We start from the raw sequence: 24,884 nt of genomic DNA on the forward strand, positions 1-24,884 counted from the left end.
GAGCACGCTGTTATATTCCTGTTGCCCATCGTGCTGGCGTAGGCGGCGGGCACCGGCCGGCTCAGTGCTGGCTGCTGATCGCCGAGCGGGATAAGATCCGGCGCGGTGTGAGGGGCGGTAGCTCAGCCGGTTAGAGCAGGGGACTCATAATCCCTCGGTCGCGGGTTCGAGCCCCGCCCGCCCCACCAACCGTTTGCCCTGGTCAGCGCCAGCCGCCATCGCGAGACTGGCCGCCGTGAGTGTGGCTACGTCAGGTCCGAAGATCCGCCACGTCTGCCATCACGTGGCCGATGCCTGACGAGGCCGAGTGCGAGGAACACGAGCGCCAAGCCCGCAAGCGTCCACGTCGTTGCGGGTCCGAACGCGCCGATGAGCCGGCCGAGGTACCCCACTGCGAGCAACAAGAAGGCGAGCCCAGCGCAGAGGAACCACATCCCTGCATCGACCGGCCGCCTCCACCTTCTCCGGGTGAAAGGCGACATGCGGCCAGTCAGCAGGAGACGAACACCGTAGCCGGCAAGGACCAAACCGCCGACGCCCAACAGCATTTGGAACAAGGTTCGGGGGTCCATAGATCTGCCTCTACCCGGGGGGCCTGGTCAGCAACCAGGTCGACGCAAGGCCAGGCCGTCCTGGCCGCAGCGCAGTCCGCAAGAGGTCGACGGGTGATGGGGATGCGACTCTCCGGTCGGTGAGGCCTCCTCGTGGTGGCTGTGACCGGGTAGGGATCAGTCGTACAGGCGTCCCAGCAGGGCACCCTGGCCGGATTGGAGGATGTGGGCGCCCTCCAGCGGGATCCAGAAGCATTCGAAGTGCGTTGGCTCCTGCTCGCCGTCGTGGTCTTCCTGGCTCATCCACCGCTCCGACGTCGGCTCGGTCAGTTCCAGGTGGAAGACGTGCCGGCGCTGCAACTCGAACCGGTACGGGCTGATGTCGTACTCGGTCTCGCCGAGCTTTCGCACGATCTTGAAGTCGTTCAGGCCGGTCTCCTCGCGGGCCTCGCGCAGCGCCGCCGCCTCCGGCGTCTCGCCGACGCGGATGCTGCCGGCCGGAACCTGGATGCCGACTTCCTCGTAGCTGTAGTTGGTGTGCCGGAAGACCAGCAGTTTGCCGTCACGTACGACGTAGCAGAGAACCTTGTCTTTGATGACCCGCTCCGGCATGCCGAACCCCTCTTCAACCGACGCCCTCGGTCCGCTCGCCGAAGCGCCGTAGTGCGTCGGACCGCGGCCTACTCCGTCTGCCCCTAGCCTGTTTTCATGAGCGAGAGGCGGAACAGCCGGAGCGTACGTCTATCCAAGATCAAACGCCCCGGCGGTGTCTTCTGGTTCGATCTCGAACTGGTCGGTCAGGACCGTGACGGGACCTGGCTGCGAGGCCCCGTTGGTTCACCGCGAGGTGCTCCGCATGACAGCGGCACTCTTTCGATGCCGGTCATAGTTCTCCTCACCGCGGGTCGCCCCTGGGTGGCGTGGTGGGTCGGCGACCCCACTGATCGGCGCCTTGAGATCGACGTGTGCCTCCCGCCGGAGCGGACCGAGGCAGGGTGGCGGTATATCGATCTCGAACTGGACCCAGTGCTCCACGAGCGAGATTTGCGTGTCGAGATCGAGGATTGGGACGAATACGAGCAGGCGCTCCGCGACGGCTGGATGAGCCCGGATGACGCCAAGCTCGCGCAGTCCACGGCCGAAGATCGGGCCGAGGCGCTGCGGTGCCGGGACGAGCCTTGGCAAGAGCGCGGATGGCAACTGCTCTCCCAATAGGCCTGCGGCCCCGATCCCACACGCTCGCCTCCTCCGCCGAACATCGGTAGCCGATCGGCGCTCGTCCGGCCCTGACCAGCCAGACCCGCAGTCTCCAACCCGACAGAACCTGGCCCGGCCGCTCTGGCCCGGCCAACATCAACACGCCAGAATCCACGTGGGGAGCACACCTTGACCGACCCGTACCAAGCCCAGCAGCCGCAGCAGCCCTACCAGGAGGGCGGCCCTGTCTACCCGCCGCAGCAGTACCAGCCCCACCTGGCCGGGCAGCGGGACCCTGGGTTCGGCCAGCCTGAGCAGGCGCCACCCCCGCCGGCGGCCGCGCCAAGCCGTAAGCCGCTGCTGTTCGCAGCCCTGGCATTCGTTGCCCTCCTGGTGCTCGCGACCGGCGGGTACGCCGTGTACGACGGGTTCATCAAAGAGGACTCAGGGGTTGCCGCGTGCAAGGCCATGGCCGATGGCAAGAAAGCTGACGGTACGGCCAAGGACTCTGGTGACGACAAGCTGACTGAAGCGGAGTATCGGAAGGCGCGGAAACTATTCGAAGACTCCCGGCATGAGGACCTTCGCAAGCACGGCACCGCGCTGATCGATATCGCGTGGCAGATGTCGCAACTGCCGGAGGGTCAGGAGATGGGTGCGTTTGCGTTCATTGCCCCGATGGGGACCGCGATTGCGGGTTTCCAAACGGCATGCGCTGACCAGGGTGTGATCGTCAACCTGAGCACCAACTAGCGTTGGCTCAGTCCGACGGCCGCTGTCAGCCGGGTCACGTCGGCGGCCGTCGGTCCGGCGCGGAACACCGCCGTCAGCGCTGCCCGGGCGACGGGCGAATGCGCGTCTCCCAGGTGGTGATCCGGTCGGCGGCGAGAAGCGCCCGGCCGGCGGCGTGGGCGTCGCCGAGGTCCAAACAGGCGTTTCCTTGAGTCGAGCCGTGACCTGGCGCGGCTGTCGGCGGCGTACGACAATCTGAAGACGTTGGCGCGGTCACCCGTCGAGTCGATCAGGTTCATCAAGGAGCTGAGTAAGCATGGAACGTAGCGCCTGGCGCACGTCGAGCCGTTCCGGCAGCAACGGCCAGTGCGTTGAGGTGCGCGACCGGCGCGTCCAGGTCGACGTTCGCAACTCCAAGGCGCCCGACGCCGGGATGCTGAGCTTCGCACCCGCCGCCTGGGACGCGTTCGTCGACACGATCAAGACGAACACCTGCCGCCCCTGACCTGGCAGGACGGTGGCATGGTTCAAGGCACCCGCGATGAGCTGCTCGTACGCCTGGCTGAGGCAGTTGGGTCCGTCACGGTCGCTCACCCGACGCGGGTTGCCGTCGACGGAGCGCCCGCCGCCGGCAAGACCACCCTCGCCGACGAGTTGGCCGTCGTCTTGCGCCAACAGGGCCGCGACGTCATCCGCGCCACGATCGACGACTTCCTCTTCCCCCGGGCGCAGCGTTATCCACGCGGCGAGTACTCGGCGGAAGGCTGCTACCACGACGCCCACGACCACGAAGCGCTGAACCGGGTTCTGCTCGATCCGCTCGGGCCGGGCGGAGATCGACGATTCCAATCCGCGGTCTACGACCGCACTGTGGATGCCGCCCTGTCTCCGCCGGTCGCGACAGCTCCGGCCGACGCCGTGCTCGTCTTCGACGGCGTCTTCCTCCTGCGCCCGGAACTGATTGACCGGTGGGACCTGCGCATCTTCGTTTCGACGGCACTGGAGAAGACTGTGGAGCGTGCCGTGACCCGAGAGCAACGGGTGTCAACTCGGGCCGACGTCGAACGGCGCTGGCGCGAGCGATACATCCCCTCGCAGCAGCTCTACTTCGCTACGGCCCGCCCAACCCAGCACGCCAACATCGTCGTACACAACGACGAGCCCCAGCGGCCGGTCTGGGAGACCAACGCAACTGTCGCAGTCGATGAAGGAGCCACGCCTATGGGTGGTGCGTCCGCACCCAGGGCGAGCTGCATGTCGCCTTCGTCGAGTTCATCGAGTCCATGAGCGCTGGTTGGAAGATTCGTGTGACGGTCTGGCCGGGCACGGCGAGCTGACCGGGTGGGCGGTCCGGTCTCCCCGACAGGTGGTGCGTCGCCGCTACCTTGAGTGCGTCACACCATCGAGGAGCGCCGCATGATCGCCGCATCCCGAAAGGCTCTACGCCGTAGCCTCATCGTTCTTCTCGTTCTGCTGGCGGTCTCCGGCTGGACCTATCTTGCGATCGGTGACCGGTGGAAGAGCAACGTCGCCTTCTTCACCCTTGACGAGGGCGACAACTATCGGCTCCGGGTTACCGGATCGTTCGATGTCCGCTGCGCCAAACTTGAGCGGGAGACGTTCTCCGACCCGTACGTCAACTGGCGAGAGGCAGGCAAGGACTGCGTCTGGCCCCGAGTGGCCGACGGCGACGGCTGGCTGGCCGGTGGGCGGGTCGAGCAGGTCAATTCGGAGCGTCTGGGCAGGCGCCTGCCGGAGGTGATCCTCTATGGCATCGTGCCGGCCGCCGCCACGTCGATTGAGATCATCCTTGACGATGGGACGCCGCGCGAGGCGGCCACCATCGCGTCGGGGCACGACGACTACCGGGTCTACGCCGTGTACGTACCCGATGTCGGCGACCGGGTCGAGGTTGTGTCGCTACGGCTGCACGACGAGCAAGGCGGTGATCTGGTTGTCTACTAGCCGTATCCGTACCTTGGTGGCCGTCGTGGTGGTGTTCGGTGGGCTCGCCGTGGTCGGCGGCCTCAACTGGGAGGGCTGGGACGGGCGGCGGCCCAGCGTCACCGGCCCCCGGCTACTCACCGAAGGCACGACCGGTGGCGTGAAATGGTCGGTGGTCCAGGTTCGGGAAGACACCTGGGGCGAGTGTCTCTACCTGCGTCAGGACGGCGCGACCGTGGAACGCACCTGCACCGAGTCCGGAGTTCTGCAGAACTACGAGATCAGCGTCCGTACGCTCCGCGGCGCCACCGCCCCGATCCTCTTCGGTGTACTTCCCGCGGCGGCGGCCCGAGCCGAGGTGGCCGCGGACGGCGGCGATGTCCAGGCCCGGTTCCGCAAAGCCGACCTGGTGCCCCTCGAGGTCCGCGGCTTCGACGGGTCCGGGCGCTTCGTGGTGCAGGCCGCACCACCTGGCCCGGGCTGGGCTGGCAAAAATACCGTGCCAGTCGCCGTCCACGACGCGGCCGGTCGGCCGCTCACCCCCCGCGACAGACGGCCCCGGTAGTCGGCGGGCAGCCGGGACGTTTGTCCAGTGCGCGACGAACAGATCGAGCTTGCCGTGCTGCGGATTTAGCCTGATTCGGTGATATCGACGGCTGGTACGGGCGTGCGCGTCAGGCTGCTCGGGCCGGTGGAGGTGGTTGTCGCCGACGGCCCACAGCTGGTCAACGGCGTACGCCGCAAGGCTGTCCTGGCGACGTTGGCTCTGCAATTGGGCCGGGTCGTGAGCGTCGATCGGCTCATCGATGTGGTCTGGGGCGAGGCTCCACCGGCCACCGCGACGAACACGCTTCAGCGCCACATCTCCTACCTCCGCGGAGTGCTCGGCGAGCCCGGATCGATAGTGGTGCGCCCGCCCGGTTATGTGCTCAACACCGGGCCGGAGTCCACCGACGTCCAGGCCGCCGAGCGCCTCCTCGAACTGGCCCGGCGAACGGCCGACCGGAACGAGCAGGTGGATCACCTGACAGCGGCGCTGGCACTGTGGCGCGGGCCGCCGCTGGCCGACGTGGGCGGGTCCGCCTGGCTTGAGGAGCAGGCCGAACACCTGACCCGCCTGCGGTTGGAGGCCGAACGAGCGCTCGCCGACGCCCGGTTGTCCGTCGGCGAGCACGCGCGGCTCGTCCCCGGGTTGGAACGGCTTGTCCGACAGCACCCCTTCGACGAACACCTGCACGCACAGCTGATGCTCGCCCTTTACCGCGACGGCCGACAGGGCGAGGCGGTCGCCACGTACCGGCGGCTGCGCGACAGCCTGCGGGAGAACCTCGGCATCGACCCGAGTCTGCGGTTGCGGGATCTGGAGCGCGCCATCCTGCGCCAGGACACCGCGATCGCCGCACCCGCCCCGGCTGCGCGCGCACAGGTGGCGGCGCAGCTGCCTCCCTGCGTACCCACCTTCACCGGGCGCGATGCGGAGCTCGCCGCCCTCGACGCGCTCGTCGACCGGGGCGGCGCCGTGGTGGTGTCCGGGACCGCCGGCGTCGGCAAGACCGCGCTCGCCGTGCACTGGGCCCACCGCGCGGCCGAGCGTTTCCCCGACGGGCAGCTCTACGTCAACCTACGCGGCTTCGACCCGGCCACCACCCCGACCGAGCCGGCGCGGGCGCTGCACGGGTTCCTGGAGGCGCTCGGCGTTCCGGCCGCACGGATGCCCAGCGAACCAGACCTGATGGTGAGCCTGTATCGCACGACGGTGGCCGGTAAACGGCTGCTGGTGGTGCTGGACAACGCGCGCGACGCGGAGCAGGTCCGGCCGCTGCTGCCCGGGTCACCCGACTGCCTCGCGATCGTCACCAGCCGCGACCAGCTCATCCCGCTTGTCGTCACCGAGAGCGCCCAACCGGTGCCCCTCGACCTGCTGAGCCCCGACGAAGCCCGCGACATGCTGGTCCGCCGGCTCGGGGCGCGTCAGGTTGCCGCCGAACCCGCAGCGGCCGACGACATCGCCGACAGGTGCGCGCGGCTGCCTATCGCCCTGGCCATCGTCGCGGCCAGAGCCGCCAGCAACCGGCGCTTCTCGTTGGCTGCGGTCGCTGGCGAGCTGGGCGATCTGGATGCCTTCCGCGGCGGCGACGAGGCCACCGACGTCCGGGCGGTCTTCTCCTGGTCGTGTCGAACACTCAGCCCAGCCGCGACCCGGCTGTTCCGGCTGCTGAGCCTGCACCCCGGCCCGGACGTCTCCGCCCCGGCCGTGGCCAGCCTGGCCGGCGACACCGCGCAGGCGATCGGCCCCCTGCTCACCGAGTTGACCCGGGCGAACCTCTTCACCGAGCACACCTACGGGCGCTATGCGTTCCACGATCTGCTGCGCGCGTACGCGGCCAGCCTCGCCGACGAGGCTGAGCCGCCGGCCGAGCGCCGTGCCGCCGTCCACCGGCTGCTCGATCACTGCCTGCACACCGCGTACGCTGCCGACCTCGCGCTGCACCCGCACTTCAGCGCGATCAGCCTTCCGTCACTTGCGGGCGGCGTGACGCCGGAGAGCCCCAAGAACCGGTCGGCCGCCACGGCGTGGTTCGCTGCCGAGGTCCCCGTCCTGCTCGCTGCAGTACCACTCGCGGCGCGGTTCGGGTTCGAGGGACACGCCTGGCGGCTCGCCTGGGCCATGGGCGGCTTCCTGCACCGGCAGGGGCACTGGCAGGACTGGCTCGGCACGCAACAGATCGCGCTGGCCGCCGCGTCCCGGATCGGGGACCAGGCTGGGCAGGCCCACGCGCACCGCAGCCTCGGACTCGCCTGCTCCCGGCTGCGCCGCTACGAGGAGGCAGATGACCACCTACGGCGGGCGCTCGACCTGTTCACCGACGTCGGCGACGACGCCGGGCAGGCACACACCTGCCTGAACCTTGGTCAGCTTGCCGAGCGGCGGCGGGACTACCACCAGGCACTCGACCACTCCCGGCGAGCGTTGGCGCTGTTCGGGAGGGCTGGCAACCGGGCCGGGCAGGGGTACACCCTCAACGCGGTCGGTTGGCAGGAAGCGCTGCTCGGCAACTATCAACGTGCCCTCGAATCGTGCGGCGAGGCGCTGAAGATGTTGCAGGAGGTGGACGACGTTCAGGGGCAGGCCGACACGTGGGACAGTCTCGGCCACGCGCATCACCAACTCGGGGACGACCGGCGCGCGATCGCCTGCTACGAGCACGCACTCGAACTCTTCAGGCAGGTCAACGACCGGTACGCCGAAGCGAGCACGTACGTCAATCTCGGCGGCAGCCACCGGGCCCTCGCCGACCTCGGTGCCACCCGGGCCGCCTGGCGTCGAGCCCTGACCATCCTCGACGAGCTCGGCGACGCCGACGCCGACTCGATCCGCGCCGATCTCGAACAGCTCGACGCCATGCGGTTGCACTGACGGACCCGGCTTTCAGCGCCGTTTCCGGGCCGCTTCAGCGCGGCCCGGCACTCTTCGGACACCAGTCTCTTCCGCATCAGGAATGGAGCGTTCGATGAGTCGTTTGGCACACCGCCTCGCGGTGATCGGGGTGGTCAGCGGGACGGTGCTGGCCATGTCCTCCGCCGCCGTGGCCCAGACCGACAAGCCGCCGCAGAAGGGCGTCGACTGCGTGGTCCAGCACGTCGACGACCGCGGCAAAGTCGTCCGGACCGAGACCGAGCCCGAAGGCCGGGAGTACGGCCAGTTCCGCTGCGTCGCCGGGCAGTGGGCGTTCGCCTGGGCCCCCTTCGTAGCGGACGACATGATCAGGGCCAACGAGATCCAGATCAACCCGGCGGGTGCCGTGTCGGTCCGGCGGTTCACCGGCCCCGCGCTCGGCAACGACCTCACGGTGGGCGAGATGGCCGGCATCGCCCAAGCCGTCAGCGGCAGCCGAGAGGTGCTGATCGACCGCGCGATCGTGGCGGTCGACGACGGCAAGGAGCGGACCCCGGAGCAGGTCGAGGCGCTGCTGGCCGGCAAGGACAACACCGGCGTACGGGTGCTGGACATCATCGAGAAGCCCCATGCCGCCATGTCGACGAAGGATGTCATCGACGAGGCCGGCGGCACCCCGGAAACGACAGTCGTCTACTTCAGCATCTGGGGTGCGATCAAGTCGGCGATCGCCTGGATCGTGGACACGATCGGCGACATCGGTGAGTGGATCGACGACCACTGCGACCTGGGGTCACCCAACGACGTGGGCGACATCGTCACGTGTCGCTGGTAGCCCGCCCGAACCCGCCGACACCGATCACCGAGATGAGGACAGGATGACAACTCTGCGGGACATCACCAGGCGCGTCACTATCGTCGCCGCCGCCCTGATCGTCGGGCTGACCGCTTCGTACGCCCCGTCGCAGGCCGCCGAGGGGGAGGCCCGAACGACGATCACCGACCACCCCGGTGCCCCGGGCGTGATGCTTCAACGACTCGAGGACCTGACCGGCCGGCCCGTCGGCGACCTGGACAAGGTGCTGGCCGTCGACACTGGCGGCCGCAATCTCACCGGCGACCAGCTCGAAGCGCTCGCCGCCGGTAAGGACGTCGACGGTGTCAAGGTCGTCGGCACGATTCCGGGCAGCCGGGAGGTCCTCGGCACGACCATGGCCGACCTCGCCGACGGGGCGTACGACGGCAAGGGCGACAACGCGACGGCGACATCCCTGCTCTTTGCCTCGTCCACCCGCGACGGCCGCGAGTGGTGCCTGACCATGTGCGTCGCCTCAGGCAAGTCCATCTGGGAATGCCTGCTGTCGAGCCGGACGGGTGAACTGATCCTCACCCTCGACCTCGCCGGCGGCACCACGGTGGGCGCAACGAAGGCGGCCTTCGAGAAGGCCAACGGCGTCGCCGTCGACGGCCCGTACTCGGTGGAGACGCTGATCGGCGACGGCGAGCCGTCGGCAGACGAGATCAAGACGCTGCTCGACGGCAAGGACATCGAGTCGCTGCGCCGGGTGGCGACAGTGGATGGGCCGGACCCTGGATGGGCGCTGGCCGACATCGCCGATAAGTCAGGCGTTGTCTACGCGAAGACCAAGGCCCACATCTTCACCCTCAGCCTCCCGTTCCTCGGCAAGCTCCTCGTGGTCTGCATCTCGCAGGATGGCGGGAAGACCTGGAAATGCTCGGCCCGCCAATGGGATGGGTTCTAGCGGGTAGGCAGCAACCGTCGACGGTCCCGCTCCGCATCGACCTCCCCGGTCGGTGCGGAGCGGGATTCCACGCTTGCTGCCAGGACTACGAAGTGCCGTCCTTCGCGCATCCGCGTTCGGCAGCGTCGACAGGTGCGCCGAGACGGTAGCGCAGGACGCGCGCTTGGCCGATGGACAACACCATTTGGTCAGACGCCGATAGCTCTGGCGGAACGCGTCCCTGATACTCGTCAGGTGATCAGCAGCGACCCTCGCGTCCCTTGGCCGCCTCGTGCGTCCCACCCGACAGACAGTTCAACACTGCCGCTCTACATGGTCTTCTTTTTTCTTCTGGGCGTCGTCGGCTTCGCGACCTACGGACTGAGCGACGGCGAGGGAGCGCTCGTTCTCGCGAGCATCATCTCGGGAGTGTTCTTCGCGTGCTTCCTGATCCTTTTCGCGATCTACTGGATCGGATATCTGCTCAAAGGACACGCCATCTGGCAGGCCGAGCGCCAGGCTGAGTCCGATGGGGCGTCGATGGGTCAGCAACCAGAGGACTGAGCCCGGCGACCTGCGTGGAATCGTGAAACGCTATTGGCATGGCGAAGATGAGCGAACGGACCTGGTTCCGGATGACTCGGAGGCAGCGAGCGATCTTCGTCGTCGGCGGCTGCGTCGCGTTGGTAGGGCTGGTGCTGGCTCTGACGGTTCACACCGCGCTCGGGTCGATCATCGTGGCGGTCGCCGGGTTGACCATGATCGGTGCCCAGATATTCGCTCCGCCCGGGTAACCACTTGCAAACCCGGATTTGTCCGGTGGGGTTTTGGAGGACCAGCGCGGCGACAGGTTGCGCTTCTGGGTGGCGACCGGGTGACGCGGCGCCGCCATGGCGGTCTCTAGGATCGACGGTCTTGACGGCGAAGACGGCTGCTGGAGCACAAGGTGACGATCGAGGCAGAGCGGCCATACGACCGGCTTGCCGACATTCTCGAGCGGGCCGAAGTCGTACTCGTCGACTTTGATGGTCCGATCTGCCGCCTGTTCGGCAGCAGGGCCGCGCCGCGCGTCGCCGCCGACCTGCGTCGGCTGATCCTCAGCCGGGGCGTCGTTCTGCCCGACGAGCTGCGCGACGGCGACGACCCGTTGGAGCTGTTCCGCGCGACCGCTGTGTTCGCACCCGAGCTGGTCGGCGTCGTCGGTGCGGCCTTGGAGGCGGCGGAGATCGAGGCAGCGGCGTCCGCGGAGACCACGATCGGCGCCTTCGACGTGGTCCGGGTGTGCGTCCTCGGCGGGCGACCCCTCGCCATCGTCAGCAACAACTCCGGCGCCGCCATCGGAGCGTTCCTCGGGCGTCGCGACCGTGCCCGCTACTTCGCCGCCGTCATCGGGCGAGGCGAGCATCCTGGACTGCTGAAGCCCAGCCCGGTGCCGGTTGTGCAGGCCCTGCAGGCGTTGCAGGTCGCACCCGATGCCGCGGTGCTGGTCGGTGACTCGATCGCCGACATCGCAGCCGCCAAAGCGGCCGGCGTCGCCTGTATCGGGTACGCCAACAAGCCCGGCAAGGCCGAACGCCTCGCTGCCGCCGGCGCCGACGCGATCGTGACCGACATGACCGACCTGGCCGGCGTCCTCGCTCGTACGCGTCTGCCGGTCAGTCTGCTGCCGTGGGTCGAATCTGGCGGCGGGCCGCTCATCGTCGTGCCGTCGTCGGCGCTCACCGAGTGGAAGGGCGCGTCGGTCGACGAGCCGGATTCCTGGGGTGACTACGACCGGGCCTGCCGGGTCGACGGTGACGTCGGGGTGGTGGACGTCGGCGACGAGCAGGCGCTCGTGCTGGCCGACGAGCCGGCCTCCACCACCTACCTCCCGGACCGGCGGATCTTCGTGCGGTGGCTCTGCGCCAACTCCGAGGCAGATGTCGTCCGCCTCGTTCCCCGGGCGGTCGAGATCGCTGACTGGGAAGACGCGGGTACGTGGACGACCAGCGGGCCAGCCGAGTTGTTCGACTCCGCCTATCACGGCGGTGGGCTGGAGTACACCACCCACCTCGCTGTGGACCTGGCTCGTGGCACCTACCTGATCCGCACCGCCCACGTCGAACCGGACAACGAGACAGCACTGGTAATGGTTCACCTGGTCGAGCTGCCGTCGTCGGCGTGAACGTCGAACGGTCCGACTGAGGTACAATTTTCTGTACCTATCCGGAGGTGATCATGCGGACTGTGAATTTCACCCAGCTTCGGCAGAACCTGGCAGCCGAACTCGACAGCGTCATCAACGATGCCGAGGAAGTGGTCGTGACCCGCTCAGGTCACGAGCCGGTGGTGATCGTGTCGCTGGCGGAGTACGAGTCGATGAAGGAAACCGAATACCTCCTGCGGAGCCCCAGCAACGCTGCAGCCCTGCGCCGATCGATGGCAGAGCTTGAGGCGGGTGACGCGGTCGAGCGTGACCTGATCGACCCGACCGCCGTGCGAGACGTCGCATGAGGTTGGTCTTCACGGCGACTGCGTGGAGCCAGTACCTCAGCCACACTGACCGTAAGCTGGTCAAACGCATCAACGACCTCATCGCGGACGTGATGCGCAACGGTTACGAGGGCATCGGTAAGCCCGAGCCCCTCCGGGGGGAGCTGTCCGGCTTCTGGTCCCGCCGAATCGATCGTGAACACCGGCTGGTGTACCGGGTCTCCAAGGACGACGTCGAGATCATCGCCTGCCGTTACCACTACGGGGAGAGCTAGCGGCTTCGGAAGCAGTCGCGCGGATCTCCGATCGAGTCACGGCGATGCGGTGGCGGCGGACCGGGTACAGGATCGGGTGCGCGAGGCTCCAGGCCGCGCCGGTGCAGACGAACTCCTTGTAGCGGGCCGCCAGCCTCCCCGTGAGCAGGGATGGCTTGGCCCGGTCGTCGGCCGTCACGTACTGGATGATGCCGTCGCGGCGGCCGAGGCTGATGCACTGGTTGAAGTAGCGCAGCGGCGCCTTGGGGAACTTCGCCCGGCCGGTCAGGCGTGCGGCGATGGCGTCGGCGGCCTGCCAGGCCATCGGGATGCCCGAGGCGCAGGACATCCGCAGCGGCTTGCCGCCCGGTCCTGCGGCGATCGCGGCGTCGCCGACGGCGTACACCTCGGGGTGTGAGACCGACCGCATGGTGGCGTCGACGATGATCTGCCCGGTCTCCGCGACCGCCAGGGTCGTGGCGGCGGCGATGGGGTGCACGGCGAAGCCGGTCGTCCAGACGGTCACCTGGGCAGGGATCTCCCGACCGTCGCGGGTGAGGGCACCGGTTGCCTCGACCCGCGCGATGTCGGCGTGCTCGTGGACGGTGATGCCGAGCCGGTCGCAGACGCCACGCAGGTGCTGCTGCGCCTTGTCGTTGAGCCAGTCGCCGAGACCGCCGCGGGCGGCGAGCGCGACGTCGAGGTCCGGCCGGGCCTCCGCGATCTCGGTGACCGCCTCGAGGCCGGTGAGGCCCCCGCCGACGACGAGGACGGTCCCGCCGGCCGCGAGGTGGGCGAGGCGGTCGCGCAGCCGCAGCGCCGACGGCCGGCCGGCGATGTCGTACGCGTGCTCGGCGACCCCGGGGACGCCATGGTCCGCGGCGGCGCTGCCCAGGGCATAGACGAGCGTGTCGTACGCGATCTCGTCGGTGCCGTGGTCGTCGGCGACCGCGACGGTCCTGCGGTCGGCGTCGACGGCGGTGACCCGGGCCAGTCGAACCTCGACGCCCGTGCCGGCGTAGATGCTGGTCAACGGACGGCGCTTGAGGTCCTTGCCGGCGGCGAGTTCGTGCATGCGGACCCGCTCGACGAAGTCGGCGTCGGCGTTGACGACGGTGATCTCGGTGTCGTCGGCGTGCAGCCGCTTGGCGACGCGACCGGCGACGGTGGCTCCGGCGTAGCCGGCTCCGAGAACGACGATGCGGTGCTTCATGGTGGCACTCCTGTCTCGGTGGTGGTCGCTCCCTGAACCGGACAGCGACGCGATTCCTGACAGGAGTGGGCTATGACCTGGGTCACCAGACGTGGAGTGCGGGCTCCCCGTGCTCGGAGGCCGACCACCTGCGGGTGGCGCGGACGAGCTTGTCCGGGTTGACCTGGCTGTGCAGGGCCGCTACCCCCTCGGGCGTCACCTGCACGGACATGACGCCGACGACCCGGTCGTCGATCACGACCACCACCGCCGGAGCGCCGTTGGCGGCGGCGATGTGCACGGCGGGGCTGCCCCCGACCAGGTCCCGCTTGACGTCGGCGGGCTTGAACAGGCCCCGCAGGAACTTCGCCACGGCCAGCGCGCCGACGATCGGTGTGGTCCGAGCCGGGATCTTGCCGCCACCGTCACCGATGCTCGTCGCGTCGCCGGTCAGCAACTCGACCAGTCGCTGGATCTCGCCGTTCTTGGCCGCCGTGAGGAACTCCGCGACGATCTTCCGGGCGGTCGCCTGGTCGACCTCGGCGCGGGCCCGCTCGGCGGTGACGTGCTGCTTGGCACGTCGGTAGGTCTGCTGACAGTTCGACTCGGTGATGCCGAGGATCTCGGCGATCTCACCGTGCGAGTAGCCGAACGCCTCCCGCAGCACGTACACCGCGCGCTCGTTGGGCGACAAGCGCTCCAGCAGGGTGAGCACCGCCATCGAGACCGACTCGCGTTGCTCGGCGGTGTCGAGCGGGCCGAGCATCCGGTCCCCGGCGAGGACCGGTTCGGGCAGCCAGGTCCCCACGTAGGTCTCTCGCCGGGCCCGCGCCGAGGTCAACTGGTTGAGGCACACGTTGGTGAGGACCTTCGTCAGCCACGCCTCGGGCGTCTCGACGTGCGCCCGGTCGGTGCCCTGCCAGCGCAGAAAGGTGTCCTGGACGGCGTCCTCGGCGTCGCTGGCCGAGCCCAGCAGGCGATAGGCGATCGCCTCCAGGCGGGCCCTGGAGTGCTCGAACAGCTCGACCTCGTCCGGACTGAGCGGCATGGTTCGATAGTCAACCACGCGCGCGACCTCGCCGACCGATCGACGGTGTACGCCGACACAGCCCATCCGGTCACGTAGACCGCGCTCTCAGGGCTGCGCCGTCGACGTCCCGGGCGCTTCCGTCGGGTTCGGGAGCCGGACCATGAACACGTCCACCGGGTCCTCGGATTCCAGCGTGAATCCGTGCCGCTCGTACAGCCGCCGGGCCGGGCTGCCCTGCAAGACGTTCAGCCGGACCAGGGTGCCGTCGCGATCGCAGCGGTCCAGCAGCTCGCGCAGCACGGCCGTGCCGATGCCGCTGCCCTGTAGATGCGGGGCCAGGTAGAAGTGCTCCAGCCAGTGGCCGTCCGCGCCGGGCCGCAGCGCCACGCAGCCGGCGAACGCGCCGCCCACCTCGACAACCCAGGTGTACGCCGGTGCGAACCCGTCCCGCAGGCGCTGCCGGACCCGCTGGTCGTCGTACCGCCCGAGCCGCTCCAGATCGGCCCGCAGCACCACCGCCCGCAACTCGGCCACCGCGTCGACGTCCGCCGTCGAGGCTGGCCGAATCTCCCAGTCCGCCATGATCAATAAGCTATCGCGCGCCGGTCAGACATGAGGCCGTCAAGATCGAGAAACACATAGGACACCCAAGATTGTCTATGATCTTGCGGGCTCGTCAAGATCGCAACAGGGTCCCTTGGCGCCCCGGGTGGGGGACGGATTGCACGTCTCGCTGGCTGCGGCATCCAAGGGCCGGGCGAACGGCGGGTAATCCGAGCATCGTGGAAGGGAAACAATGGAATCCACCCGATGGCCACGTACGCGCAGAGTGGTGACCCTGCTCGCCGCGAGCGTCCTCGTCGCCGGATCCTCGGCGACCTCAGCTCACGCGAACGGACCGGCCGAGCCCCAGGCGCGGGCCCTCGCGCAGATCGCTGAGTTGCAGCGACTCAAGAAGTCCCTGTCGGCGGTTGAACGAAAGCTGGACAGCCGGCTCGCGATCGAGATGCGTAAGCGCAGCAACAGGACGGCAACCGACGCGACGCCGAAGCTGCGAACCGGGGTCCAGATCTCGGCGAACGGCACCACGCCGGTCGTCATCCACGCCGACAAGGTCGACGATGGTCTGCTGCGACGGCTGCGTGGGGTGGGTGCGACCGTGCGCTACCCGTCGCAGCGCACGGACACGGTCTTCGTCGACGCTCCGGTGGCCCAGTTGGACGCCATCGCGTCCTGGTCCGAGGTTGGGCGGGTCACGGTGCCGTCCGGCTTCCAGACCTCCCGTACCGATGCGCCCGGACGCCGGGTGGAGATCGGGCCGGCGGCCAAGAGCGAGACCGCGGAACAGGTCGCCAGCGCGCTGCGCTCCGCCCCGGTGTCGGCCAACGCCGTCGGCCAGGGCGCTGTGGTCTCCGAGGGTGACCGCGCGCATGCCGCCGATACCGCCCGGAGCAAGTACAAGGTCACTGGTGTCGGTGTGAAGGTCTGTGCCATCTCGGACGGGGTGCTGTCACTCAACAACTCCGTCGCCGCAGGTGAGCTGCCGGGCGACGTCGACGTGTTGCCTGGACAGGCCGGCCAAGGCGACGAGGGCACCGCGATGCTGGAGATCATCCACGATCTGGCGCCCTCCGCGAAGCTCGGCTTCGCCACCGCGTACGAGACCGAGGAGAACTTCGCCGACAACATCCTGGCGCTGCGCTTCAGCGCGCGTTGCGACATCATCGTGGATGACATCCTCTACTACCACGAGGCCGCTTTCCAAGATGGGCTGGTCGCCCAGGCGGTCAGCCAGGTGATCGCCGATGGGGCGTTCTACTTCAGCTCGGCCGGCAACGACGGCAACACCATGGACGGCTCCACCGGCAACTACGAGGCCGACTTCGTCGACTCCGGGCGGAGCGTGGCCAAGTTCGTCGGCAAGGCGCACGACTTCAACCCCGGGTCGGGTGTCCAGATCTTCAACCCGCTGTCCGCCAGCAGCACCGGCAAGGCGGTCACGCTCTGGTGGAACGACCCGCTCGGCGCCTCTGCCAACGACTACGACATGTACGTGGTCGACGCCGACGGCAACGTGGTGACGGCCTCGCAGGACACCCAGGACGGCGACGCCGACCCGTTCGAGTTCCTCGGGACCGAGTACGCGGCCGGGCAACGGCTGGCCGTCGTCAAGTTCTCCGGCGAAGACCGGTACTTCCAGCTCAGCGCGTTGCGCGGCCGGTTCGCCGACACGACGGACGGGTTGAAGGCATACACCACGCCGGGTGTGACCCGTGGGCACAGCGCCGTGCAGCAAGCGTTCTCGGTCGCGGCCGCGCCGGCGAGCGTGGCGGCGGGCCAGTCGGAGCCCGGCGACCCGGCCAGCCCGGCCGGCCCGTACCCGCAGACGTTCACCCGCACCTCATCGCTGGAGCGCTTCACCTCCGACGGTCCGCGCCGAATCTTCTTCCAGGCGGACGGGACGCCGGTCACCCCCGGCAACCTCACCTCATCCGGTGGTGAGGTCCGCCAGAAGCCCGACATCGCCGCGGCCGACGGGGTGGCCACCTCCGTCTGGGGATTCCAGCCGTTCTTCGGCACCTCCGCAGCCGCACCGCACGCCGCCGCCATCGCGGCCCTGACGCTGTCCGGCAACCCGGGAATGACAAACGCCGAGCTGCGTACGGCGATGACCCGGACCGCGCTCGATCTTGCCCCGGCCGGCGTGGACGCCCGCTCGGGGCACGGCATGGTCCGGGCCGATCTGCTGCTCAAGGACACCGGGGCGACGCCGCAGCCGCTGGTGCAGGTCGGCAAGCCGATCACGACGCCGAAGTCCGGCGACGGTGACCCGTACCTGGAGCCGGGGGAGAAGGCGACGGTGTCGCTGCCGGCGGTCAACGTCGGCGATGGCAAGGCCACCAGCGTCAGCGTCACCCTCGCCACCGACGATCCGCGTGCCAAGGTGACCGCCCCGCAGCGGTACGGCACTCTCGCACCGGGGGCCAGCAAGTTCATGGGCTTCACGCTGACGCTGGCGAAGGACTATCCGGTGGGTCGACCGGTGACCCTCACCGCCAAGGCCACGTTCGTCGGAGTGCTGTCGCCGACGACGGGAAGCCAGTTGGTGGCGACGGGCCAGGTGTCGACCGAAGACCAGGTCTTCGCGTACGCCGGGCCGCCGGTTGCGATCCCGGACAGTGACCAGACCGGTATCACCGCCACCATTGACGTCACCGGAGTCGGGTCGGCGGCCGACATGACCTTCTCGATCGACGGCACGGAATGTTCCAGGGATCCCGAGTCGACGACCGTGGGCCTCAGTCACCCGTACATCGAGGACGTCACCGCCATCCTCACGGCGCCGAACGGCACCAGCGCGCGACTCTTCACCGGGGTCGGCTTCGGCGGCGCGAACATGTGCCAGGTGGTCTTCGACGACAGTGCCGACCAGCCGATCACCAAGGTGCAGTCGGCCCAGGCGCCGTTCACCGGCAGGTGGCGACCCGTCGCCCCGCTCGCGCCGCTCTACGCCGCACCCGTGGATGGCACGTGGACGCTCTCGATGACCGACACAATCGGCGGCTTGGCGGGGACCCTGCGGGCCTTCTCGCTGCACTTCAAGACGTACGAGGCCTGATCCTGACCACCCGCACCGCCCCGAGGTGCCGCACCTCGGGGCGGTGCGGAACCCGGCCGCCCATACCGGTCGGCCTGCCCTGTCGCAAACCGGACAAGACGGTAAAGCCCCTGGTAGAGCACTCTTAGGGCAGGTGGAGGTAGACGGGTGGCGGGCCACATCCCGATCCTCCGGCCCGGTGGGGACAACATCGTCCCTACCGGTGCCGCCCTCACCCAGCCCGGCCTTGATGCCGCGGCGGTCATGGCATAGCTGCCGTGCCGAGCGCGCACACCACAGGCCACGGCTGCCAACGACACCCTGCGGGCGCCCGCAGCGGTGCCTCCGCCCACCGGGACCAGGACGTCAGCACCGTCGGCAGTCAGGCGACGCCGCCCACCGGCCGTGCCATCCGTCCCCGTGCCCCGCCGGCCTTTCGCACTGTGGACCCCGCCGGGGTCCGGCGTTGCTCGACCGCGCGCCGAGCCCTGGCGACCGAGCCAGAAAGGGCCCGACATGGCCGCTCCCACCGCAACCGCAGCCTTGAACGCATCCGTCTTCGCGCCGGGTGACCAGATGCTGCTGACCGTCACCTACTCGGACGCCGACACCAAACCGTTGACCGTCACCATCGTGGTCACCGACGCGCAGGGCAACAGCAGCGCGCCGGTCAAGGTCACCGCGGTCATCGACCCGCTCACCGTGACCATCAGCGACAACTCCGGGCGTACCTGGACCCGGGTCTCCGACAACGGCTCGGTGGCCGTGTACCGGTCGGTGGCGTGATGCCCCGGGTCACCGTCCAGGTCCGCGACGCCGCCGGCAACACCGCGACGGCAACCGCCGACTACAGCCTGGGCCAAACTGTGCTCGGTGGCTACTACCTGTCCGGCGGCGCCGATCCGAGCGCCGACATGGCCGGCGGCAACTTCCGGTCGCTCACCCAGTACCGCAGTTTCGCCGACGGCTACATCTTCCCCGGCTACAACCGGCCCTGGCTGGTCAACCTGGGTAAGGCCGGGGTGCAGATGAACATGGTCCTGGAGTTGAAGAGCTACGGCGCCCCCAACTACGGGCCGCAGAGCTTCGCGGTGGACGGAGTCAGCTACACCGTGCCGGCGCCGTCGATGACCATCCAGCAGCGACCTGGCACGACCTGGCCGAAGGCGTACGGGTACGGCCAGGTGATCAAAGGGCAGTGCGACGGGCTGTTCGCCCGCGCTCTGTCGCAGTACCGGACGCTCGGTTTCGGGGTGAACATCCAGCTCGCCTCGGAGTTCGACACCGACCACGAGTTCGGCACCACCGAGGACGGCAAGGCGTACAACTGGGCCGAGTCGGACGCACGAGCGGTGCAGGCCGTGAACTACATCCTCACCTGGTTCAAGGCGCGCACGTTGCCGGCCGGGACGACGTTCTCGGTGGGGCTGGGCGGCTTCGACCGGGCCTGCTTCCAGCGCACCCACCCGGAGTCGTTGATGTCCCGACTCGACTACCTCCAGTGGAACGCGTACGCCACCAACGCCAGCCACACCGCGCTGGCCCGGTTTCGCCGCACCAAGGACTGGGCGGTGGCGGATCTCGGCCCGGTGGCGTTGTCCCGGCCCGTGATCATCGCCGAGTGGGGGGTGCGGGTGGCGGAGATCCCGAACCAACCAGCCTGGATCGCCACCGTGCCAGCGGCGATCGCCCAGCTCAACGCCGAGGGTGGGCCACGGATCGTCCGCACCAACTACTTCAACTCCGGGTGGGGCACCCTGACGCCGAAGGCGGCCGGGTTGACCGCGCTCCGCGAGGCGTACGCCAAGCGGCCGTACGTCTGAGTGACGCTGGCGGCCCGGTCGGCACGCCGCCGACCGGGCCGACCGGGGAGGAGCACCTCGCCGTCTACGCCGATCCCCAGCAGGGCGCCACCGGTCAGGCCCGGTGCGCGCCCGTCCGGACCGCGTGCGGGTCGCCCAGCACGGTGTCCAGCCGACCGTCGCGGTCACTGTCCACGTAGGTGATGTCCGGGATTCCGTCACCGTCCACGTCGATCTGGACGACGTCGGCGACACCGTCACCGTCGAGGTCGGTGACCACCTCCACCGAACCGTCCAGGTGGCGGGTCACGATCGACTGTGCGCCGGGCGCACGCGGCGGCGGCCCGGGCGTCGGCACCGGCGTCGGGGCCGGCGCGGGAGCCGGCGTGGGTCGGGGACCAGGCGTGGGCGACGGGTGGCTCGGCAACCCGCCGACCGGCGGCGCGCTGGCCTGCTCGACCCCGGTGCCGGTGGGGTCCAGCTCCTCCTCCGACGGGAAGACGTCGCCCCGTGGGGCCGGATCACGGTAGCTGCTCATGGGCGTAGGGTTCCCCGACGATGACGAGAACAACCGTGCCCGATCGACCGGTGTCCTCGGTGCCCGGTTTGGTGGAAGATGCGGGGACCGTCGCCACGGTCATGAACGGGGGTCCGAGCGTGGAATTGCGCCGGAATCGGGGATCCCGTGCGCTCGCCTCGGTGTGCGTACTCGGTGGGGTGCTCTTGTTGGTCTATCCCAGCGACGGCGCCCTGCTTCGGACGGTCATCGCGGTGGGGGCGATCGCGCTCGGCGCGGTGGCGCTGGTCAGCGCGGTGCGGCCGTTCCGGTTCGGGATTCACGCGGAGGGGCTCAGCATCCGGCGGCCGGGCCTGCGCCGGGAGATCCCGTGGGCCGAGGTGGACGTGCTGGTCCTCGACGAGCCGCCCCGACGCGACGGCTACGCGAAACCGCCGAGGCTGCTGCTGGTGCCGGCGCAGGGCGTGCCGCGTGAGCTGGTGACCGCCCGTCACCCGCTCGACGGCCGCCCGGCCATCGAGTTGCTCGTCCTCGACCAGGTCCGCGAGCAGCCCGAGCAGGTGTCCGCCGCGCTCACCAGCTGTGCCGGAGACCGGTTCGTCGACCTACTCGCTCTGCGTCGCGCCGCCTTCGACGCCCCGGACCTTCCGGTTGGCCTGCGTGGCTACCAGATGGACCGCATCGACCGGTTGATCCGACGCGGCCAGGACGCCCTGATGTCCGGGGACGCGTCGACCCGGCAGGCGGCCCAGGGGGAGATCGAACGCGCCACCGCAGCCGGTCTGCCGATCGCCCAGCGTGGCTACAACACGTTCCAGACGGATACGGTTCTGGGCGCCCTCGTCGCCGCGTTGGCCGACGAGCAGACCACCGATCGGGAGACCGCCACATGACCGCGCAGGGACCGAACGCCACGTCGGCCGAGGTGCCGCGCCGCAACTGGGCCGGCAACGTGCGGTACGCCGCGAAGGCGTTCCACCGGCCCACCTCCGTTGACGAACTACGCCGACTCGTCGCCGGCAGCACCCGGATCCGGGCGGTGGGCAGCGGGCACTCCTTCAACCGTTTCGGCGACACCGACGGTGACCTGGTCAGCCTCGCCGGGCTGCCCCCGGTCGTCGACGTGGACCACGAGCGGGGGCAGGTCACCGTCAGCGGCGCGCTGCGCTACGGCGACATCGCTCGACAGCTACACACCCAGGGGTACGCGCTGGCGAACCTCGCCTCGCTGCCGCACATCTCGGTGGCCGGCGCGGTGGCCACCGCCACCCACGGCTCCGGCCCGGCCCACGGCAACCTGGCCAGCGCGGTAGCCGGCCTGGAGCTGGTCACCGCCGACGGCGAACTGGTCCGGGTCGACCGCGACACCGACACGTTCGCCGGCATGGTGGTCGGGCTCGGCGCGCTCGGCCTGGTCACCCGCGTCACCCTGGACGTCGTACCGACCTTCGAGCTGCGCCAGTACGTACGCCTCGACCTCGACCGGGCCGCGCTGGACGAGGCGCTGGGCTCGGCGTACAGCGTGAGTGTCTTCACCGACTTCCGGACGCCCCGGCTGCGCGAGGTGTGGCGCAAACAGCTGGCGGATCAGCCGCCGCCCTCGGCGGACTGGCTCGGCACCACCGCCGCCGACCAGCCCCGGCACCCGGTGCTCGGGATGTCGCCGGAGAACTGCACCCCGCAACTCGGCGAGCCGGGCCCGTGGCACGAGCGGTTGCCGCACTTCAAGCTCGGCTTCACCCCGAGCAGCGGCGACGAGTTGCAGTCCGAATACCACGTCGCGCGTACGGCGGCGGCCGACGCGCTCGCCGCGCTGGACGACGTGGCGCACCTGATCGCTCCGGTGCTGCTGGTGTCCGAGCTGCGTACCGTGGCGGGCGACGAGTTGTGGCTCAGCCCGAACTACCGGCGGGACAGCTTCGTGCTGCACTTCACCTGGGTCGACGACACCGAGGCGGTGCTGCCGGTGGTGGCCGCGGTGGAGGAGCGCTTGGCGCCCTTCACGCCCCGCCCGCACTGGGGCAAGGTCTTCGTCACCGACCCGGCCGAGCTGGCCGCCCGCTACCCGAGGTACGCCGACTTCGCCGGCCTGCTGACCCACCTGGACCCGACCGGGAAGTTCGGCACCGAACTGCTGGACCACTACCTCCCCCGCTGACCGCCCTGGCCGACCAGGGTGCTGCGTTGGACGGCTCGGCTGATGTCGCTGGGGGAGACGATGCCGGTCAGGTGGCCGTCCTCGCTCACCACCAGGGCTCGGCCGTCGGCGCACTCGGTGAGCCGGGGGAGCAGGTCGTTGAGCTGTTCGTCGGGCTGGGCCAGCACCAGTTGGTCAGCTCGGCAGGCCACCTCGGCCAGCGTGGTCGACGACCGCCGCTCGGCTGGCACGCCCCGCACCCGGTCGACGGTGACCAGGCCGGTCGGTCGGCCGTCCTCGGTCAGCGGCAGCGCCGAATGCCGGTACGCGAAAAGGTAGTGGTCGACGAAGTCCGCGACGGTCATCTCCGCCGAGGCGGTCTGCGGCTGCGCGGTCATCACGTCGCCCACCCGAATTCCGCGCAGCGCGTTGCCGGTGCGGGCCTGCCGCTCCTCCGTCCCGGCCGCGCCGATCAGGAACCAGCCGATCAATGCCAGCCAGAGCCCACCGAAGCCGACCCCGGACAGGAACTGCCACAGCCCCAAGCCGATCAGCAGCACACCCAGCACCCAACCGGCCCGGGCGGCGACCACGGACGCGCGGGTCCGGTCGCCGGTGGCCTTCCAGACCGCGGCGCGCAGCAACCGACCACCGTCCAGGGGTGCGGCCGGCAGCACGTTGAAGACGGCCAGCAGCACGTTGATTCCCGCCAGCCAGGCCACCGCCCCGAACAGCAGACCACCCTGCCCGGCCAGTGCCAGCAGCGCGGCGATCGCGCCGAATAACGCCCCGATCAGCAGGCTGACCAGCGGGCCGACGCCAGCGATCCGCAGCTCCGCGCCGGGGTCACGCGGCTCGCCCCGCAACTCGGCCACCCCGCCGAACAGCCACAGCGTGATGCCGTCGACCGTCAGCCCGTTGCGCTTGGCCACCACCGCGTGCGACACCTCGTGGGCGAGCAGCCCGACGAAGAAGACCACCGCCGCGACCAGCCCGGCGATCGCGTACGCCACGGGAGAGCGGTCGGGGTACGAGCGGGGAAACTGGTTGGCGGCCAACCCCCAGGCGATCAACGCGAAGATGACCAGAACGCTCCAGTTGACGCCGACCGGCACCCCCGCGACCCGGCCAAGCCGGAAACTGGCCCTCATCCCGCCGAGATACCCCGCTAGACCGTGGGCATGCCGAGGATCAGCGCACCGTGTGATCAGTCGGCGGTGCCCGGCGGGACGACCCAGGCACTGGGCGATATCAAGATGGCGGGTTTTTGATATCACGCCTCGCCGAGTCTCGCCCTGCTGCTCGAGGGGATGCGGGAGAACTCGCCGGGGTTCAGCGGCGGGGGGCTCCGCTGGCGATTGTCGCTTCTCGGGGTAGCGCCGCCGCTCTGAGCGCCCAGTCCAGCGCGTAGTCGGCGATCCTCTCCCAGCCGTCCTGCCCGACGGTGAAGTGTGATCGACCGGGGAACTCCTCGTACGCGGTGAGGGCGCGGGACTTCTGGTAGAGGCTGGCGTTGGCGCGGACCACCGACGCCGGCACCACGTGGTCGACCTCGCCGGCCATCAGCAGCAGCGGCGCACGGTTGTCGCGCCCGACGTCGACGCGGGCGGGTGAGCGTGGGTCGAGGTTGGCGAACGCGCCTTCGAAGAGCACCCGCCCGGCACCCGGGACGGCGTAGCGCTGCCAGGCCCGATCGGAGTCCTCGCGGCTCATCGCGTTGCCGAAGGCGTAGGCGAAGTCGTCCTTGGTGAACGGGACGGCCTTGTGCCGGTTGGCTGGGTTGCGCAGGATCGAGAACCCCGAGCGCAGCGTGCTCAGTGGCACCTTGAGCACCCCCTTCACCGCCGCGGGGTGCACTCCGACGGCCGCCGCGCCGAGGCCCCGGTCGACGAGGATCTGGGCGAAGAGGCCACCGAACGAGTGCCCCATGATGATCGGCGGTCGGGGCAGCGCCCGGATGATCCGGTCGTAGTGCGCGACGATGGTGGCGATGCTCTGCTCGGCGATCGGGCTGGGATCGTCGCGCAACTGCTCCACCGACTTATCCATACCGGGCCAGGCGGGGGCGATGACGTGCATACCGCGCTCGGTGTACCGCTGGGCCCAACCCTCCCAGCTACGTGGCGTCATCCAGAGCCCGTGGATCAGCACGACCGTGTCGACCCGGCCCTGCGGCGTGGCACCCATCGCGTCCTCCCGGTGTCGCGGCGTTCGGCCGAGCGGTTACCCGCTGCCGCGCCGGGAATTCCTTCGCCGCTGGCTCGACTCGGCGGGTCGCGCTCGGGGGCGGACGTGGCAGTGAGCGTGATGACTCAGGGG

General features: G+C 69.6%; 26 protein-coding genes and 1 tRNA gene. 20 read left to right on the plus strand and 7 right to left on the minus strand.

Going from position 1 to position 24,884, the window contains the following annotated elements; all coding sequences use genetic code 11:
• The first annotated feature begins 111 nt into the window (after window positions 1–111).
• A tRNA-Ile gene (locus IF46_RS0113645) sits at window positions 112–188 on the plus strand.
• A 540-nt stretch (window positions 189–728) separates the two neighbouring features.
• On the opposite strand, the gene IF46_RS0113655 is transcribed toward IF46_RS0113645, so the two are convergent.
• Entirely contained in the window at window positions 729–1,163 is a 435-nt protein-coding gene (locus IF46_RS0113655) for an NUDIX hydrolase (protein WP_030488700.1), read from the minus strand.
• A 96-nt stretch (window positions 1,164–1,259) separates the two neighbouring features.
• Between IF46_RS0113655 and IF46_RS0113660 the strand changes: the two genes are divergently transcribed.
• The 14 genes from IF46_RS0113660 to IF46_RS0113735 all read left to right on the plus strand — a co-directional run bounded on the left by IF46_RS0113660 (window position 1,260) and on the right by IF46_RS0113735 (window position 12,310).
• Entirely contained in the window at window positions 1,260–1,766 is a 507-nt protein-coding gene (locus tag IF46_RS0113660) for a DUF402 domain-containing protein (RefSeq protein WP_084597900.1), read from the plus strand.
• A gap of 171 nt (window positions 1,767–1,937) precedes the next feature.
• On the plus strand, window positions 1,938–2,501 hold the full coding sequence (locus tag IF46_RS0113665) for a hypothetical protein (RefSeq protein ID WP_030488702.1): 564 nt from the start codon (window positions 1,938–1,940) through the stop codon (window positions 2,499–2,501).
• Between the two features lie 295 nt (window positions 2,502–2,796).
• Window positions 2,797–2,985, plus strand: a complete 189-nt coding sequence (locus IF46_RS0113675; protein ID WP_030488703.1) for a DUF397 domain-containing protein — start codon at window positions 2,797–2,799, stop codon at window positions 2,983–2,985.
• Between the two features lie 17 nt (window positions 2,986–3,002).
• Window positions 3,003–3,767: a cytidylate kinase family protein gene (locus tag IF46_RS0113680; RefSeq protein ID WP_232234033.1), complete on the plus strand. Its 765-nt coding sequence runs from the start codon at window positions 3,003–3,005 to the stop codon at window positions 3,765–3,767.
• Window positions 3,768–3,896: 129 nt separating this feature from the next.
• A complete protein-coding gene (locus tag IF46_RS0113685; RefSeq protein WP_157562977.1) occupies window positions 3,897–4,445 on the plus strand; it encodes a hypothetical protein in 549 nt (182 codons plus the stop codon).
• Entirely contained in the window at window positions 4,435–4,989 is a 555-nt protein-coding gene (locus IF46_RS0113690; protein ID WP_157562980.1) for a hypothetical protein, read from the plus strand. The genes IF46_RS0113685 and IF46_RS0113690 overlap by 11 nt, the downstream gene beginning before the upstream one ends.
• A 78-nt stretch (window positions 4,990–5,067) precedes the next feature.
• A complete protein-coding gene (locus IF46_RS0113695; protein WP_030488707.1) occupies window positions 5,068–7,842 on the plus strand; it encodes an AfsR/SARP family transcriptional regulator in 2,775 nt (924 codons plus the stop codon).
• A 94-nt stretch (window positions 7,843–7,936) separates the two neighbouring features.
• On the plus strand, window positions 7,937–8,656 hold the full coding sequence (locus IF46_RS0113700; RefSeq protein ID WP_157562983.1) for a hypothetical protein: 720 nt from the start codon (window positions 7,937–7,939) through the stop codon (window positions 8,654–8,656).
• Between the two features lie 43 nt (window positions 8,657–8,699).
• Window positions 8,700–9,584: a hypothetical protein gene (locus IF46_RS0113705; protein ID WP_030488709.1), complete on the plus strand. Its 885-nt coding sequence runs from the start codon at window positions 8,700–8,702 to the stop codon at window positions 9,582–9,584.
• Window positions 9,585–9,818: 234 nt separating this feature from the next.
• A complete protein-coding gene (locus tag IF46_RS0113710) occupies window positions 9,819–10,127 on the plus strand; it encodes a hypothetical protein (RefSeq protein ID WP_157562985.1) in 309 nt (102 codons plus the stop codon).
• 38 nt (window positions 10,128–10,165) lie between these two features.
• Window positions 10,166–10,357: a hypothetical protein gene (locus IF46_RS0113715; RefSeq protein WP_030488711.1), complete on the plus strand. Its 192-nt coding sequence runs from the start codon at window positions 10,166–10,168 to the stop codon at window positions 10,355–10,357.
• A 152-nt stretch (window positions 10,358–10,509) separates the two neighbouring features.
• Window positions 10,510–11,727, plus strand: coding sequence for an Imm21 family immunity protein (locus IF46_RS33790; protein WP_084597901.1), 1,218 nt, complete (start codon window positions 10,510–10,512; stop codon window positions 11,725–11,727).
• A gap of 53 nt (window positions 11,728–11,780) precedes the next feature.
• Window positions 11,781–12,056 (plus strand): type II toxin-antitoxin system Phd/YefM family antitoxin, encoded by a 276-nt coding sequence (locus IF46_RS0113730; RefSeq protein WP_030488713.1) that lies wholly within the window; start codon window positions 11,781–11,783, stop codon window positions 12,054–12,056.
• Window positions 12,053–12,310 carry a Txe/YoeB family addiction module toxin gene (locus tag IF46_RS0113735; RefSeq protein WP_030488714.1) on the plus strand — a complete coding sequence of 86 codons (258 nt, stop codon included), beginning with the start codon at window positions 12,053–12,055 and terminating at the stop codon, window positions 12,308–12,310. Before IF46_RS0113730 ends, IF46_RS0113735 begins: the two co-directional genes overlap by 4 nt.
• Here the strand turns inward: IF46_RS0113735 and IF46_RS0113740 are convergent.
• The 3 genes from IF46_RS0113740 to IF46_RS0113750 form a co-directional block, all read right to left on the minus strand.
• Window positions 12,276–13,502 carry an NAD(P)/FAD-dependent oxidoreductase gene (locus IF46_RS0113740; protein WP_051723896.1) on the minus strand — a complete coding sequence of 409 codons (1,227 nt, stop codon included), beginning with the start codon at window positions 13,500–13,502 and terminating at the stop codon, window positions 12,276–12,278. The two genes, IF46_RS0113735 and IF46_RS0113740, sit on opposite strands and share 35 nt — an antisense overlap.
• An 82-nt stretch (window positions 13,503–13,584) precedes the next feature.
• On the minus strand, window positions 13,585–14,529 hold the full coding sequence (locus tag IF46_RS0113745) for an RNA polymerase sigma-70 factor (protein ID WP_030488716.1): 945 nt from the start codon (window positions 14,527–14,529) through the stop codon (window positions 13,585–13,587).
• A gap of 87 nt (window positions 14,530–14,616) precedes the next feature.
• The gene (locus IF46_RS0113750) at window positions 14,617–15,093 is read right to left on the minus strand and encodes a GNAT family N-acetyltransferase (RefSeq protein WP_030488717.1); all 477 of its coding nucleotides are present in this window, start codon (window positions 15,091–15,093) and stop codon (window positions 14,617–14,619) included.
• Window positions 15,094–15,307: 214 nt separating this feature from the next.
• On the opposite strand from IF46_RS0113750, the gene IF46_RS0113755 reads away from it, so the two are divergent.
• The 3 genes from IF46_RS0113755 to IF46_RS0113765 all read left to right on the plus strand — a co-directional run bounded on the left by IF46_RS0113755 (window position 15,308) and on the right by IF46_RS0113765 (window position 19,932).
• On the plus strand, window positions 15,308–18,130 hold the full coding sequence (locus tag IF46_RS0113755) for a S8 family serine peptidase (RefSeq protein WP_084597902.1): 2,823 nt from the start codon (window positions 15,308–15,310) through the stop codon (window positions 18,128–18,130).
• Window positions 18,131–18,625: 495 nt separating this feature from the next.
• Window positions 18,626–18,895, plus strand: coding sequence for a hypothetical protein (locus IF46_RS0113760; RefSeq protein ID WP_030488719.1), 270 nt, complete (start codon window positions 18,626–18,628; stop codon window positions 18,893–18,895).
• On the plus strand, window positions 18,895–19,932 hold the full coding sequence (locus IF46_RS0113765; RefSeq protein ID WP_030488720.1) for a hypothetical protein: 1,038 nt from the start codon (window positions 18,895–18,897) through the stop codon (window positions 19,930–19,932). The genes IF46_RS0113760 and IF46_RS0113765 overlap by 1 nt, the downstream gene beginning before the upstream one ends.
• Before the next feature lie 94 nt (window positions 19,933–20,026).
• Here the strand turns inward: IF46_RS0113765 and IF46_RS0113770 are convergent, their stop codons facing one another.
• The gene (locus IF46_RS0113770) at window positions 20,027–20,449 is read right to left on the minus strand and encodes a hypothetical protein (RefSeq protein WP_030488721.1); all 423 of its coding nucleotides are present in this window, start codon (window positions 20,447–20,449) and stop codon (window positions 20,027–20,029) included.
• 161 nt (window positions 20,450–20,610) lie between these two features.
• Between IF46_RS0113770 and IF46_RS0113775 the strand changes: the two genes are divergently transcribed.
• Together IF46_RS0113775 and IF46_RS0113780 are read left to right on the plus strand one after the other, a co-directional pair.
• Window positions 20,611–21,321 (plus strand): hypothetical protein, encoded by a 711-nt coding sequence (locus IF46_RS0113775; RefSeq protein ID WP_157562990.1) that lies wholly within the window; start codon window positions 20,611–20,613, stop codon window positions 21,319–21,321.
• Window positions 21,318–22,586 (plus strand): FAD-binding protein, encoded by a 1,269-nt coding sequence (locus IF46_RS0113780; RefSeq protein WP_051723898.1) that lies wholly within the window; start codon window positions 21,318–21,320, stop codon window positions 22,584–22,586. Before IF46_RS0113775 ends, IF46_RS0113780 begins: the two co-directional genes overlap by 4 nt.
• Here the strand turns inward: IF46_RS0113780 and IF46_RS0113785 are convergent.
• Window positions 22,571–23,716: a site-2 protease family protein gene (locus IF46_RS0113785; RefSeq protein WP_030488724.1), complete on the minus strand. Its 1,146-nt coding sequence runs from the start codon at window positions 23,714–23,716 to the stop codon at window positions 22,571–22,573. The genes IF46_RS0113780 and IF46_RS0113785 overlap by 16 nt on opposite strands.
• 181 nt (window positions 23,717–23,897) lie before the next feature.
• Entirely contained in the window at window positions 23,898–24,752 is an 855-nt protein-coding gene (locus IF46_RS0113790; protein ID WP_030488725.1) for an alpha/beta hydrolase, read from the minus strand.
• Between the last annotated feature and the right edge of the window lie 132 nt (window positions 24,753–24,884).

Origin of the sequence: Micromonospora chokoriensis, assembly GCF_000718555.1 — a bacterium.
In the GTDB taxonomy this organism is placed as follows: Bacteria; Actinomycetota; Actinomycetes; order Mycobacteriales; family Micromonosporaceae; genus Micromonospora; species Micromonospora chokoriensis_B.